This window comes from Massilia sp. UYP11 (genome assembly GCF_050434805.1).
GTDB lineage: Bacteria > Pseudomonadota > Gammaproteobacteria > Burkholderiales > Burkholderiaceae_D > Telluria.
The window spans coordinates 459,159-472,897 of record NZ_JBNDJE010000002.1; the positions used below are offsets into that span (position 1 = coordinate 459,159).

Here is a 13,739-nt window from a genome sequence, read left to right on the forward strand (position 1 = left end):
CATTCCATTCGTGGGGCGTCAGGCGCCGATCAGGACAGCCATCTGGTTGATCACGTTGCCGCCGCGCGCGCCGTCGACGCGGGCCGTGATCACGTAGTGAATCTGGGGCGAACTGGCGTAGGCCGGCGCGTCGGACGCCAGGCTCTCGCCGATCGCGACCCGGTTGCCGATCCGGACCGTATTGGCCGAGGTCAGCACGCATTGCTGCATTGCGCCGCTGAAGCCGCCCGGCTTGCTGCACATGCGGTGGATGACATAGCGGATCCGGGTGCCGTCCGGATCCTCGACCACGACGCTGTTTGCCCAGAATTTTTCGTTGTTCGGCGTCCAGGTCGTATCCAGGATGGCCTGGTAGCCGTTGGCCGCGTCATCCTGGTTGAGGCTGGCCTTGTCGGCCGACGCGGTGTCGCTCAGCCACTGGAAGCCCGTGTGCAGGCCGAAGTCGACCGCCCGGCTCAGGGTGGCGTCGTAGGCCAGGTTCGCGGCCGCCAGGGTGGCCGAGTTGCTGGAACGAAGCAGGTAGATGCTGGTCACCAGCATCACCAGCATCATGATCAGCATGACGGGCAAGGCGACGCCTTCCTGGCTGCCGGTTCGTGTCGGTGGATGGTTCATGCGGTGGGCCTCCAGCCGGCGTTACGCAGCGGGACGATGGTCTCAAAAGTACGGTAGCGGTAGCAGCGCCAGTCGACCGGGTCGTCCGCGACTTGCACGTCGAGCTCGATCTCCACCGGATCGACGCCCTGCGGCTGCGCGCTGCCGAACACCTTGATCGGGTCGGGCTGCGCCGTGCACACGCCGTCCGCGCCGGGCCGCTCGGGCGTCCGTGCACGCGCCACGACGGCGATGCGCAGGGCAGCGATGCGCTGGTAGTCGCCCGGCCCGCCGGTCACGCCATCCAGGTCGGCGTCGATCATCGCGCCCGACCATTCGCCCACCTGCATGCCCAGCTCCGGATCGAAGCCGGCGGCGTCGCGCGTGTCGAAGCCGTACTGCGCCTTGAGCGAGACGATGTTGTCGGCCACCGCGTGCGCGGCGCCGCCGTCGGCGCCGAGGTTGGTGGCGCGCAGGCGCAGCACCCCGTCCCGCACCAGCCAGGTATGGAACGACAGGTTCTCCTCGGGTCCGAGGTTGAAGATGCGGCTCGCGCTGCCGTCGAAATTACGCCCCAGGGCGCCGGTGTTGTAGCGGTAGCGCACGTCGCCGATCGAGATCGTCGGCGCGGCGCCCTCCTCCGTCAGCGCCGTGACCTGGGCCAGCGCGCAGCGTCCTTCGCCATTCTCGGGCGCGACCACGATCACGTCGCCGACCGTGAAGCCGTACAACAGGCGGTCGACCACCAGCTGGTTGCCGCCGATGTAGTTGGTTTGCAGGCGCGTGGTGCCGGTGCCGCCCGGCGCGCTGCCGGCGTACAGGGTCAGCTGGTCCGGCTTGCCGTCCGCGCCCGGCACGATCACGGCCGGCGCCAGCGGCGTTATCTCGGCGCCGGCGCGGCTGGCGGACGCCAGCACATAATCGCTGTTGTCGTTGAACAGGGTGTCGCAGCCGTTCAGGATCGGATCATTCAGCCCATAGCCGGCCTGCTCGGCGTCGCCGCTGATCGAGAACATCGCCATCATCCCGTTCTGCATCGAATCCGAGCCGCCCAGCGCGCCGCGCTTGGTGGTTTCGGAATCGGTCATCATGCGGGTGGCGAACAGCACCGCCAGCAGGCCGATGACGATGCTCACCATCAGCTCGACCAGCGAAAAGCCGGCCATCCGGCCCGCCTGATGCAGGCGCATGGCGGAACTCATGCCGACCTCGCCAGGTAGGTGACCACGCGATGCGTGTTCTGCTGCGCCTCTTCGCTGCGGCGCCAGCCGATGACGATCACGATGGCGGTGCGCTCGGTGTCCGCCGCCGGCGTGACCGTGACCTCGACCGCCGCATTCGGCAGGTGGCCGGACAGCGCGGCGTGCCAGGTCTCGAGGCGCGCGCCCGGCTGCGCATCGCTGGCCAGCGCATACTCGTCCAGGTGATCGAGATCGGTGCTCATCACGCCGATCAACTCGTTGGCCGCGATGGTCGCCTCGGCGCGCATCGCCGCCTCGGACAGGGCGGCCTGGGAATTGACCTGCAACGCCAGGGTGCCGACCAGGCCGATCCCCAGCAGCAGCACGGCGATCAGGGCTTCGAGCAGCGCGACGCCGCGCTGGGCCTGGCGTAGCGGCGAAAAGCGCGGGCGCATCAGGGGCACCTGCGCGAATCGGCGTTGCCCACGTCGGGACGGCAGGTCACGACGGCGCCGGCCAGCGTCAGCACCACGGCGCCCGGCGTGAACGCGCGCTCGGCGTCGGCGCTGCCAGGACCGAGGTCGAGCCGCATCAGCGCCGGCTTGCCGCCGTCGACCCAGCCCAGCTCGGTGAAATAGACCGAGCGCGCCTCGGCGTCGGGCGCCACGGTCAGGGCCGTGGTGCGCGGCAGCGCGGCGGCGCTGCGAAATACCGAACGGGTCGCGACGTTGCCGTCTTGCGGACCCGGCGCCGGGTCGTCCACGGTCGACCAGCGTTCGCTGTCGGCGGCGCAACCGTCGTCCGGCATGGGGAAGCAGACGTCGACCTGCCAGTCCAGCTGGCCGCTGCCCGCGTTCTCGGTGAAGACCAGGCGGCTGCGGCTGTTGTTGGCCAGCGCCTGGTTGCGCGCGGTCCGGAAACCTTCCGCGTAGAACTCGGCCGCGCCGGTAGCCGTCGTGCCGCCCAGCCAGCCGCGCATGCCGGGGACGCCGACCGCCAGCAGGATGCCGAGGATCGCCAGGACCACGAATGCCTCGATCGCCGTGAAGCCGCCCTGGTCGGATCGCCTTACTGGGAGCATGTGCCCTCCTTGCGGTCGACCCAGCAGTCATCGCTCCCGAGCCAGCCGTCCGGCACCCCGGTGGTGGCCCGCAGGCCCGCCTGGTCGATGGTATAGACGAAACCGGCGGCGGCGTTCTTGCCGGTGGCGACCAGGGTGTAGGCCGAGACGGTGGCGTCTTCCAGGGTGTAGTCGAAATTCTGGCCGGACTCCGGCATGAGGCTGGCGCCTGGCTTGTCGAAATCCTCGTACTTGCGATGGTTGGTCCAGTACTGCTCCAGCTTGTTCTGGGTGGACGCCAGCGTGCCATGCGCCTCGACCAGGCGCGCGCGCATGACGTAGCTATTATAGGAAGGCACGGCAATCGCGCTGAGGATGCCGACGATCGCGACCACGATCATCAGCTCGACGAGCGTAAAGCCGGATTGGCGCTGCTGCATGGAATTCTCCTCGAAGGCGGGCGGATTCCGCCGATAATGTTGCCATGAGGAATGATATCCCAGGAACCTGTCATTTCCCTGAGGAAAAGCTGACAAAGTCCTGACAGCGACGCAAATACGACGCCGTGCGGCCTAGCGTGCCGATCCTGCGCCGAAACGCACCGTGACGCGGGCGCCGCCGCCCTCGGCATCGTCCAGCACCACGGTGGCGCCGTGCGCCTGCGCGATGTCGCGCACGATGGCCAATCCCAGGCCGCTGCCGGTCGTCTTGTCGTCCAGGCGCACGTAGCGTTCGAACACGGCGGCGCGCCGCGCGGCCGGGATGCCGGGACCGGAATCCTCGACCGTGAACAGTACCGCGTCACCCACGCGGGCGCAGGCGACCGTCACCCGGCCGCCGGGCGGCGTATAGCGCAGCGCATTGTCGACCAGGTTGTCGATCAGGTCGCGCAGCTGGAATGCATCTCCGTCGACCGGCGCCGGCGCCAGCTCGAAGCCGAGGTCGATGTCCTTGGCGGCCGCCTGCCCGACGAAGAACTGGATCGTTTCCTGCACCAGGCTCGCCAGGTCGAGCGCGGCGTGCCGACCGTCCGGGCGCCCCTCCCTGGCGCGCGCCAGCGCCAGCAGCTGGTTGACCTGGCGGATCATGCGCCCGTTGGCCAGCTCCATCATGCCCAGCGAACGTACGGTGTCGCCGTCGCGCGCATGGCGCGCACGCAGCCACTCGAGCTGCAGCTGCATGCCGGCCAGCGGCGTGCGCAACTGGTGCGCCATGTCGGCCAGGAAGTCGCGCTGGGCGCGCGCACCGGCCTCCACCTTGTCGAGCAATTCATTGAAGCCCGCGACCACCGGCGCGATCTCGTACGGCACGCTGGCCTGGGGGATCGGCGCCAGGTCGCCGGGCCCGCGCGCGGCCAGCTCGGCGCGGATGCGCGCCAGCGGGCGCAAGCCGTTGCTGACCGACAGCCAGACCACGCCGGCCAGGGCCAGGGTCACCATTGATACCAGCACCACCAGCGAGCGCACGACGGCCGAGCGCACCTCGAGCCGCTGGCGGAGAGTGCGCGCCACCCCCAGGTGGCGCTCGCCCTCGGGCGTGGCGAGCGCCAGGGCGACCACCCGCACCGGCTCGCCGTCGACCTCGGCGTCATACGGCGCCGCACCCGGTCGCAAGGCAGGAAAGCCGGCGGCGCCGGCCAGGCGCCGGCCATGCGCATCGCGCACCACGAACCAGCTGCGGTCGGCGCCCGGCGCCCCCGGCGACAATGCCGGCGGCAGTTGCGGCGCGGCGCCCGCGGCCAGCCGTGCGGCCAGGCCGTTGGCGGTGTCCTGCAAGCCGCCGTCGAAGGCGACCTGGGCCGGGGTCCAGGCCAGGCCTGCGACCAGCGCGGCCAGCACCAGGTTGACCAGCAGGATCGGGCCGAGAAGCCACTTGAGCAGGCGCAGCCGGATGCTGCTCATGCCGGGCGCAGCGTGGAACCACCCTTCATTCGGCCGCCTCCAGCAGGTAGCCGAAACCGCGGATGGTGCGGATCGCCACGCCGGAACCGTCCAGTTTCAGGCGCAGGCGCGACACATAGACCTCGACCGCGTTCTGGGTCACGTCCTCGCCCCAGGGCAGGATGGCGTCGATGATCTGCCCCTTGGACACCACCCGCCCGGCCTGCTGAAGCAGGTATTCGAGCACGCCCCACTCGCGCACCGACAGCTCGATGGGATGGCCGGCGACGCGGGCGCGGCGGGTGGCGCGGTCCAGGCTCAGGCCGGCAAGCGAGATCAGGGTGGAGGCGGGAGCGTGGCGCCGCGCCAGCGCGCGGATGCGGGCCACCAGTTCGGCGGTGGCGAAGGGTTTCACGAGATAGTCGTCGGCGCCGGTCTCCAGGCCGCGCACCCGGTCCTCGACCGCGTCGCGCGCGGTCAGCAGCAGCACCGGCGTGGCCGCGCCGCGCGCGCGCAGGCGGCGCACCACCTCGAAGCCGTCGATGCCGGGCAGGCCGATGTCGAGCACCACCACCTCGGGCCCGGGCTCTTGCAGGGCGCGGTCGGCGGCCAGGCCATCGGCCACCTGCATGACCGTCATGTCCTGCGCCTGCAATGCGCGCAGCAGGCCGTCGGCCAGCACCGCATCGTCTTCCACCAGCAACACCCGCAGCCCCATATCCGTCAATTCCGTCGTCGTGATGCGCCCGTCAGGGTCGCGTCGGCGAATTATGCGGCATTTCGGCGTTCTTTAATGAAACTTTGTGGCGCAAGGTGCGCCAGCGCACCGATCTCCCTAGTAGGACTGGGCTGACACGACATCATGTTTGGAACCTACATGGGGGCGGATACTCGTCTTATGTGCGGCAACAGACGGTAGCTTTAAAGTACACCCATCGCGATGAGGTAAGAAAAACAACCCTCGCTGGAATCGCCCCCGACGCACGATAGACATAAGAGGACATAAGATGAACAACACTCAGTTTGGTGGTCTCACCCAAAAATCGAAAAACCAGGTCCCTGCCACGAGTGAGGCAATGAAGTCCGCGTCGAAACCGGTCGTGAGCTACAGCGGCACCCAGCAGAACGAGCTGCTGGCCGCCCTGCCCCGCACCGACCTGGAAGAGATGTTCGACCACCTCGAACTGGTCCCGATGCCGTTCGGTAAAGAGTTGTTCGAGTATGGCAGCAAATTGGAATACGTGTATTTTCCGACGACCGCAATCGTGTCGCTGCTGTATGTGATGGAAGACGGCGCCACCACCGAGATCGCCGTGGTCGGCCATGAAGGCGCGGTCGGTGTGTCGCTGTTCATGGGCGAGCGCGCCACCTGCAGCGCCGTGGTCCAGAGCGCCGGCTACGGTTACCGCCTCAAGACCCAGTATCTGCGCGACGCCTTCAACCGCGGCGGCGCCCTGCCCCAGCTCCTGATGCGCTACACCAATGCGCTGTTCGCCCAGATGGCCCAGAACGCCGTCGGCGGCCGTCACAGCTCGATCGAACAGAAGCTGTGCCGCTGGCTGCTCGATCGCCTGGACCGCTCGGCCAGCAACGAGCTGAAAGTGACGCAGGAACTGATCTCGATCATGCTGGGCGTGCGCCGCGAAAGCATCACCGCCGCCGCCGGCAAGCTGCAGGACGAAGGCCTGATCCAGTACCGCCGCGGCAATATCACCGTGCTCGACCGCGCCGGCCTGGAAGAATATGCGGGCGAATGCTACAAGGTCGCCAAATCGGAATACGACCGCCTGCTCATGGATGTGGCGCGTTGAGATGACGTGACGCCGGCTTCGCCATCGGCTCCGCCTCCAGGGCGGACGATGGCGAGAGCGGCGGCGGCAAGGCCGCTTCGGCCTGTACGCACGAGAGGGCCACGGCAGCTACGGTCGTCGTCCCGGTCATCGTCGCGGTCAATGCGCCCGCCACACCCGCTTCTTCACTGCCCCCCGGGGCCGCCGCCGGAATCACAGCGCGCACGCACGTTCCCACCCCATTTACACCACGCTCCACCACCAGGGTGCCGCCCAGCAAGAAAGCGCGCTCGCGCATGCCGAGTAGACCATGCGATGTCGACCCGGCCAGGGCATCCTGGGGAATGCCGACGCCATCGTCGCTGATCTCGAGACCCCAGCCATCGGGCTCGCGCGTCAGGTTGACGATCACGGTGCGCGCCTTGGCGTACTTGGCAATATTGTTCAACGCCTCTTGCGTGATACGGAACAGCGCGATCGCCTGCATCGGGCCGGCGGCGTCGGCCTCGGCGTCGATCAGCGCATCGCAATCGAGCGACGTGATGCGTGCGTAATCGGCGCAATAGGTTTGCAGCGCAGCCGACAGCCCCATATTGTCGAGCAGACTCGGCCGTAAATTCTCGATGATGCGGCGCTTCAGCTGCACGGTGTCGACCAAGGTTCGCTTGGCGCGCCCCAGTGTGGACGCCAGTTCCGGATGGCTGGTGCGCAGTTGCTCGCTGACCGTGGACAGGTCCATGCCGATCGCCGTCAGATTGGCGCCCATTTCATCGTGCAGTTCGCGCGCCAGGCGCGATTTTTCTTCTTCCGACACCTTGATCAGGTGGCGCGACAGCACCGACAACTGGGCGGTGCGCTCGGCGACGATTTCTTCCAGGCCATCATTGGTGCGCTGCAGGGCGCGCTCGGCCAACAGGCGCATGCAGAAGGCGCGCTTGATCATCTTGTAGAACAACAGCAGCACGATAATCGCGGCGGCGTTGATGCCGACGCCGAAGACCACGGCGTGCCGATATTGCTGGTAGAACTCGGCGGTGCGGGTAGCGAGCAATTCGTTCTGCTCGCGCGTCATGATCACGACCTGCAGGCGGATCTCGTCCATCTGCGCCCGGTCGTCGGGCGAGGCGGCGATCGCCACGATATCGTTCAGTCCACCCTCGCGGTAGACCCCGAGCGACTGTTGCAGCAAACCGAATTTCTTGTCGACCAGCGTGCGCAGCTGATGCAGGTTCTTTGCCTGCGAAGGCGTGTCGCGCAGCAGGCCGCCGAGCGATCGCATCTGCTTGTCGATTTGCTGGGAGGCACTGCGCAGCGGGCCGAGATACACCTCGTCGCCCGACAGGAAATAGCCGCGCAGGCTGCTTTCGGCATCGGTGACGATCAGGTTCAGGTATTGCAGCTCGTCCGACACCTTGGCCGTCTGCACCTGCAGCGCATTGGCAGAGCGCAAGTCGTCGAGGTTACGCGTCAGGAATACGCCGTTGACGACCAGCAGCACCACGCACATCAGGCACAGCAGTGTTTTGTGAAGGGGGAGACTGCGGATGGATTGTTCGTCCGCAGCGGTAGTGAAAACCATCCAGGCTTCCTTTCGTGCAAGGAATTTGGCCCTTCATTATAGGCGTATGCACGTGATGTTGCACTGCGAAATTCTCTGCCGTAACTTCTTGTTGCATTTGCCCATGAGGATATGCAACTCGCTCTACCAATGAAAACGCGCCCTGGTGGGCGCGCTGTCAGATGAATCCGGCCAAAAAATCAGTCGAACATTAATCGAGCAAATTGTTTTTCATGGCGTAATAGGTCAGGTCGGAATTCGACTGCAGACCCATTTTTTCCATGATGCGGGTACGGTAGGTGGACACGGTCTTGATCGACAGCGACAGCGCGTTACCGATGTCGGACACGGTCGCGCCCTTCGCCAGGCGCAGGAAGACCTGGAATTCGCGGTCGGACAGCTCGGTATGCAGCGCCGTGTTGGGGTCGCGGTCGAAACTCTGGGCCAGCAGTTCACCGACCGTGGAGGACACATAGCGACGGCCTTGATAAACGGTGCGCACGGCGGTCTTGAGTTCGTCGGCCTCGCACTCCTTGTTCAGATAGCCGTTGGCGCCCATCTTGAACAGGTTCAGCGCATATTGCTGCGCCGGGTAGCCAGACAGGATCAGCACCGGCAGATTGGGCTGGCCCTGGCGGATGGTGCGCAAGATGTCGATGCCGCTCTGGTCGGGCATCGCGATGTCCAGCAGCAGGACGTCGCAGATCTCGCGGCGTGCGATATCGAGGGCCTCGCGGCCAGTAGCGCCTTCGGCGACAACGTCGAAATCGCCCGACGATGAGAAAATCTGCTTGAATCCTGCTCTAACTATCTGGTGATCGTCACAAATGGCAACGCGTATCATTGTCTTCCCTTAAATTTTCCTCGCGCAGGAAAGTGCCGGGTCTGAACCGCCCGGTATACATGCGTTTTATTCAGCATATGCGCGAGTGACATTTTAACACTCAGAGGGCCGCGTTCAACAGGTGCACGAATGGTTGAGTCATCATAAGCCGAGTGACCGGCATCTGACCAGCAAAAGGCCGGCATCTGAACCGGGGACGACTCGCCGGCGGATGAACGCACATTTCTGGGCGGCACGATTTGTTCACGGCTGGCCCGGCTGGCAATGGCACTACTGCGCAGTTTACGCCGGCCGTGGCCCGTTCTTGAGCAAGTCGAGAATGTCCAGCAGATCGGCGCGCAGCTTGTCGCCGTCGATCGCTGGCGGGCTGTCGGGCAGGTCCAGCCGGTCGAACTCGAGCGCCGCGCTGGCGCGGTCGTCGAGGCGGTTGCGCGCGCCGCTGATGGTAAAGCCCTGCTCGTACAGCAGCGCGCGGATGCGCCGGATCAGCAGGACTTCGTGGTGCTGATAATAGCGGCGGTTTCCACGGCGTTTGACCGGCTTAAGCTGAGTAAATTCCTGTTCCCAGTAACGTAAGACGTGGGGTTTGACTCCGCACAAGTCACTGACTTCCCCAATCGTGAAATAACGCTTGGCCGGAATCGGCGGCAGCACGGTCGGTTCGATCTTGTTCGGTCGGTCATTCATTGCTTATTGGGCGTCCTCAGGCTGCACGCGCCAGGGAACCCGCGGGTGGACTACCTGGCGTGGTCTCTTCAACCATTCCCTTGAGTTTCTGGCTGGCGTGGAATGTCACGACGCGGCGCGCCGTGATGGGAATTTCTTCCCCTGTTTTCGGGTTGCGGCCAGGCCGCTGCGGTTTGTCGCGCAACTGGAAGTTGCCGAAGCCGGACAGCTTGACCGCCTCGCCGCGCTCGAGCGCATTGCGGATCTCGTCAAAAAAGGTTTCGACCATGTCCTTGGCTTCGCGCTTGTTCAGGCCGACCTGCTCGAACAGCAGCTCGGCCAGCTCGGCCTTGGTCAAGGTCGGCAATGACTGTTCAGCTTCCTTGCGTACCCGCGCCACCTGCATGGCGCGGTCCAGGTCGGCGGCGAGCGCCTCCTGGAACACGGCGGAATCAAGGTCGTTGTTGTTAATTTTGAAGCCCTGCCTTCAAGTCGAACGATGTTTCGGATCACGGACAAGCCTGGGCTCGCCCGTCATGGAATAGTCCTGCAGTCGGATGTCGCCGCCTATTTCGCCACTCATGCGCGCAGCCGCGCGTTCAGTGTCGTCAACGCCGATTGGGCGACCGCTGCCATGATGGCATCGACCGCTTCGTCCTGCAGCGTCGATTGAGTATCTTGCAAGCTAAAGCGGAAAGCAAGGCTTTTTTCATCCGCCTCCAGGCCCTTGCCGCGATATTCATCAAACAAAACAACGGCTTGCACGATCTTTCCTGCAGGATTGACGGCGATTTCGGCATGGAACGCGTCGAGCACGCTCTGGGCCGGAACGTCCTGCTTCACCACCAGCGCCAGGTCGCGCGTGGCGCCCGGGAACTTCGAAATCTCGGTATGGCGCGGGACCACGCGCTCGCACAGGGCGTCCGCATCGACTTCGAACAGCACCGGCGCTTGCGGCAAATCATATTTCTGCAGCCAGCGCGGATGCAGTTCGCCGACCAGGCCGATCCGCTCGCCGTCCAGCTCGACAGTGGCGCAGCGGCCCGGATGCAGCGCCGGGTGCTCGGCCTTGGTGAAACGCAGCTGGCGCGGCGCGAACAGCGCTTCCAGATCGGCCTTCACGTCAAAGAAATCGACGGCGCGGGTCGGCACACCCCACTGCTCGTCCGCGGCGGGACCGTAGGCGATCGCGGCCACGCGCTTGGGTTGCTCGTAGCCGGCCACCGCCAGCGGACCGTCCTGGACGTCGCTATTACGCTTGAACACGGCCCCGGCTTCGAAGACGCGTACGCGGCTCGCCTTGCGGTTGAGGTTGTAGCGCACATTGGCGACCAGGCTGCCGATCAGGCTCGAACGCATCACGGAGAGCTGGCTGGCGATCGGGTTCTGCAGGCGGATCGGCTCGGGATTGCCGGCGAAATCCGCTTCCCAGGCGCTCTCGACGAAGCTCATATTGACCACCTCCTGGTAACCCAGGTCGGCCAGCTGATGGCGAACCGCGAACAGCGAACGGGTGTTTTCGGGCGCGATCAGCATGGCGCTCGGCGCCACCGGCGGATTGGCCGGGATGTTCTCGAAGCCATATACGCGCGCCACTTCCTCGATCAGGTCTTCCTCGATCTCGATATCGAAGCGGTAGCTCGGCGCCGTCACCAGGAAACCGCCTTCCTCGCGCACGAATTCCAGCCCCAGGCGGGTGAAGATGTCGGCGATCAAGTCGTCGGTCAAGGGCACGCCGATGACTTTCTGGGCGCGCGCCGTGCGCAGCCGCACCGGCTGACGCTGCGGCAGGTTCACGATCTGGTCGTCGACCGGGCCGACCCTGGTGGCGGCGGTGCCGCAGATCTCGACGATCAGCTCGGTGATGCGCTCGAGGTGCTCGGGAATGCTTGCATAGTCGACGCCGCGCTCGAAGCGGTGCGCAGCGTCGGTCGAGAAATTGTAGCGGCGGGCGCGGCCCTGGATCGCGTTCGGCCACCAGAAGGCCGCTTCCAGGTAGATGTCGGTCGTGTCCAGCGAGACGGCAGTGGCGTCGCCGCCCATGATGCCGGCCAGCGATTCGATTTCCTGGTCGTCGGCGATCACGCCGACCCACTCGTCGAGTTCGATGGTGTTGCCGTTCAGCAGCTTGAGCGACTCGCCCTTCTTGCCCCAGCGAACGTCGAGCGAACCGTGGATCCTGGCCAGGTCGAACACGTGCGACGGACGGCCGACTTCCAGCATGACATAGTTGGAAATGTCGACCAGGGCCGACACCGGGCGCTGGCCGCTGCGTTCCAGCCGGCGCTTCATCCACTCGGGCGTGCTCGCGCGCGCGTTCAGGCCGCGGATCACGCGGCCGGCGAAACGGCCGCACAGGTCCGGCGCCGACACCTTGACCGGCAGGATGTCGTCGCTATTCACCGGCACGGCGCGCGTCGGCGCCAGGCTCAGGGGCGAGCCGGTCAGGGCCGACACTTCGCGCGCCACGCCCAGCACCGACAGGCAGTCGGCCTTGTTCGGGGTCAGCTTGATGGTGAACTTGAGGTCGTTCAAGCCCAGGTAGTCGCGGATGTTCTGGCCCACCGGGGCGTCTTGGGGCAGTTCCATCAGGCCGCTGCCCTCTTCCGAGATGCCCAGCTCCTTGCTTGAACACAGCATGCCCTGCGACTCGACGCCGCGCAGCTTGCCGACCTTGATCTCGAACGGCTTGCCGTCCGCGCCCGGCGGCAGCAACGCGCCGGCCTTGGCGCAAATCGCCTTCATGCCGGCGCGCACGTTCGGCGCGCCGCACACGATCGTCAGCAGCGTGCCGCTGCCGGCGTCGACCTGGCACACGTTCAGGCGGTCGGCGTTCGGGTGCTTCACCACTTCCTTGACTTCGGCCACCACCACGTTCGAGAACGGTGGCGCGACCGCCTCGACCTCTTCCACTTCGAGGCCGGACATGGTCAGCAGGTGGGACAGCTCATCCGAACTCATCTTCGGATCGACCATGGAACGGAGCCAGTTTTCCGAGAATTGCATATTCTTTTTACCTCAGCGTCGCAAATTAATTGAACTGCTTCAGGAACCGCAGGTCGCCTTCATAGAACAGGCGCAAGTCGTTGATTCCATAACGCAGCATCGTCAGGCGCTCGAGGCCGGAGCCGAACGCGAAGCCGATGAACTTTTCCGGATCCAGTCCGAAGTTGCGCACCACGGTGGGGTGCACCTGGCCGGCGCCCGACACTTCCAGCCAGCGGCCCTTGAGCGGACCGGAACCGAAGGCGATATCGATCTCGGCCGACGGTTCGGTGAACGGGAAGTACGACGGGCGGAACCTCACTTGCAGGTCGTCGGTCTCGAAGAAAGCCTTGACGAAGTTCAGGTACACACCCTTGAGGTCGGCAAAACTGATGTCCTCGCCGATCCACAGGCCTTCGACCTGGTGGAACATCGGCGAATGGGTGGCGTCGCTGTCGACGCGGTAGGTGCGGCCCGGCGCGATCACCTTGATCGGAGGCGTGTGGGTGCGCGCATAGCGCACCTGCATCGGGCTGGTGTGGGTGCGCAGCAGCAGCGGCTTGCCCAGGCTGTCATTGCCCTCGATATAGAACGTGTCCTGCATCGAACGCGCCGGATGGTTCTCGGGGCTGTTCAGCGCGGTGAAGTTGGTCCAGTCGGTCTCGATCTCGGGACCGTCGGCGACGTCGAAGCCGATCGAGCGGAAGATCTGCTCGACCCGTTCCCAGGTGCGCATCACCGGATGGATGCCGCCCTTGGAGCGGCCACGGCCCGGCAGGGTGACGTCGATGCTCTCGGCGGACAGGCGCAGCATCAGCTGCGCTTCGGCGAGCGCCTCGCGGCGCGCGGTCAAGGCCTGTTCGATTTGTTCTTTGGCGGCATTGATCAGGGCGCCCTGCGCCTTGCGCTGTTCAGGGTCGAGCTTGCCGAGGCCCTTCATGAGGTCGGTCACCTGGCCGGTCTTGCCCAGGTACTTGGCTTTCGCATTTTCGAGCGCGGCGGCATCCAGGCTGGCCGCGAAGTCGTTCCTGGCCGCGACGACGAGTTGTTCCAAGTTCATGCTTGTTCTTTTCCTGTTTTTCGTTGGCGGGAGACGCCAGAATCAAAAACGGGGCACAGGTGTGACCCTTGCCCCGCTTCTAGTGCGCCGCGCCATCGCTAACGCGGCGCTGACTTGCTAG

At 65.5% G+C, this 13,739-nt stretch carries 14 protein-coding genes; 1 reads left to right on the forward strand and 13 read right to left on the reverse strand.

The features are described 5' to 3' along the window. Window positions 1-18: 18 nt before the first annotated feature. The 7 genes from ABIB38_RS05485 to ABIB38_RS05515 form a co-directional block, all read right to left on the reverse strand. Window positions 19-615, reverse strand: coding sequence for a pilus assembly PilX family protein (locus tag ABIB38_RS05485; protein WP_429202444.1), 597 nt, complete (start codon window positions 613-615; stop codon window positions 19-21). Continuing rightward, window positions 612-1,796: a PilW family protein gene (locus tag ABIB38_RS05490; RefSeq protein WP_429202446.1), complete on the reverse strand. Its 1,185-nt coding sequence runs from the start codon at window positions 1,794-1,796 to the stop codon at window positions 612-614. Before ABIB38_RS05490 ends, ABIB38_RS05485 begins: the two co-directional genes overlap by 4 nt. Next, entirely contained in the window at window positions 1,793-2,230 is a 438-nt protein-coding gene (locus tag ABIB38_RS05495) for a type IV pilus modification PilV family protein (RefSeq protein ID WP_429202448.1), read from the reverse strand. Before ABIB38_RS05495 ends, ABIB38_RS05490 begins: the two co-directional genes overlap by 4 nt. After that, a complete protein-coding gene (locus ABIB38_RS05500) occupies window positions 2,230-2,856 on the reverse strand; it encodes a pilus assembly FimT family protein (RefSeq protein ID WP_429202450.1) in 627 nt (208 codons plus the stop codon). Before ABIB38_RS05500 ends, ABIB38_RS05495 begins: the two co-directional genes overlap by 1 nt. After that, window positions 2,844-3,275: a type IV pilin protein gene (locus ABIB38_RS05505; protein WP_429202452.1), complete on the reverse strand. Its 432-nt coding sequence runs from the start codon at window positions 3,273-3,275 to the stop codon at window positions 2,844-2,846. Before ABIB38_RS05505 ends, ABIB38_RS05500 begins: the two co-directional genes overlap by 13 nt. 132 nt (window positions 3,276-3,407) lie before the next feature. Beyond that, window positions 3,408-4,736 (reverse strand): ATP-binding protein, encoded by a 1,329-nt coding sequence (locus ABIB38_RS05510; RefSeq protein ID WP_429202454.1) that lies wholly within the window; start codon window positions 4,734-4,736, stop codon window positions 3,408-3,410. Window positions 4,737-4,761: 25 nt separating this feature from the next. Further along, on the reverse strand, window positions 4,762-5,433 hold the full coding sequence (locus ABIB38_RS05515; RefSeq protein ID WP_429202455.1) for a response regulator transcription factor: 672 nt from the start codon (window positions 5,431-5,433) through the stop codon (window positions 4,762-4,764). A gap of 358 nt (window positions 5,434-5,791) precedes the next feature. On the opposite strand from ABIB38_RS05515, the gene ABIB38_RS05520 reads away from it, so the two are divergent. Further along, on the forward strand, window positions 5,792-6,526 hold the full coding sequence (locus tag ABIB38_RS05520; RefSeq protein WP_143054549.1) for a Crp/Fnr family transcriptional regulator: 735 nt from the start codon (window positions 5,792-5,794) through the stop codon (window positions 6,524-6,526). Here the strand turns inward: ABIB38_RS05520 and ABIB38_RS05525 are convergent. From ABIB38_RS05525 to pheS, 6 genes are all read right to left on the reverse strand, one after another. After that, window positions 6,507-8,084, reverse strand: coding sequence for a CHASE3 domain-containing protein (locus ABIB38_RS05525; protein ID WP_429202458.1), 1,578 nt, complete (start codon window positions 8,082-8,084; stop codon window positions 6,507-6,509). The genes ABIB38_RS05520 and ABIB38_RS05525 overlap by 20 nt on opposite strands. A 190-nt stretch (window positions 8,085-8,274) precedes the next feature. Beyond that, window positions 8,275-8,907, reverse strand: coding sequence for a response regulator (locus tag ABIB38_RS05530; RefSeq protein WP_429202460.1), 633 nt, complete (start codon window positions 8,905-8,907; stop codon window positions 8,275-8,277). A gap of 282 nt (window positions 8,908-9,189) precedes the next feature. Then, entirely contained in the window at window positions 9,190-9,594 is a 405-nt protein-coding gene (locus tag ABIB38_RS05535) for a MerR family transcriptional regulator (protein ID WP_429202462.1), read from the reverse strand. Between the two features lie 16 nt (window positions 9,595-9,610). Next, window positions 9,611-9,979: an integration host factor subunit alpha gene (locus ABIB38_RS05540; protein ID WP_005667425.1), complete on the reverse strand. Its 369-nt coding sequence runs from the start codon at window positions 9,977-9,979 to the stop codon at window positions 9,611-9,613. Window positions 9,980-10,152: 173 nt separating this feature from the next. Beyond that, window positions 10,153-12,579, reverse strand: a complete 2,427-nt coding sequence (gene pheT / locus ABIB38_RS05545) for a phenylalanine--tRNA ligase subunit beta (protein WP_429202463.1) — start codon at window positions 12,577-12,579, stop codon at window positions 10,153-10,155. A 25-nt stretch (window positions 12,580-12,604) separates the two neighbouring features. Beyond that, entirely contained in the window at window positions 12,605-13,618 is a 1,014-nt protein-coding gene (gene pheS, locus ABIB38_RS05550; RefSeq protein WP_429202465.1) for a phenylalanine--tRNA ligase subunit alpha, read from the reverse strand. Between the last annotated feature and the right edge of the window lie 121 nt (window positions 13,619-13,739).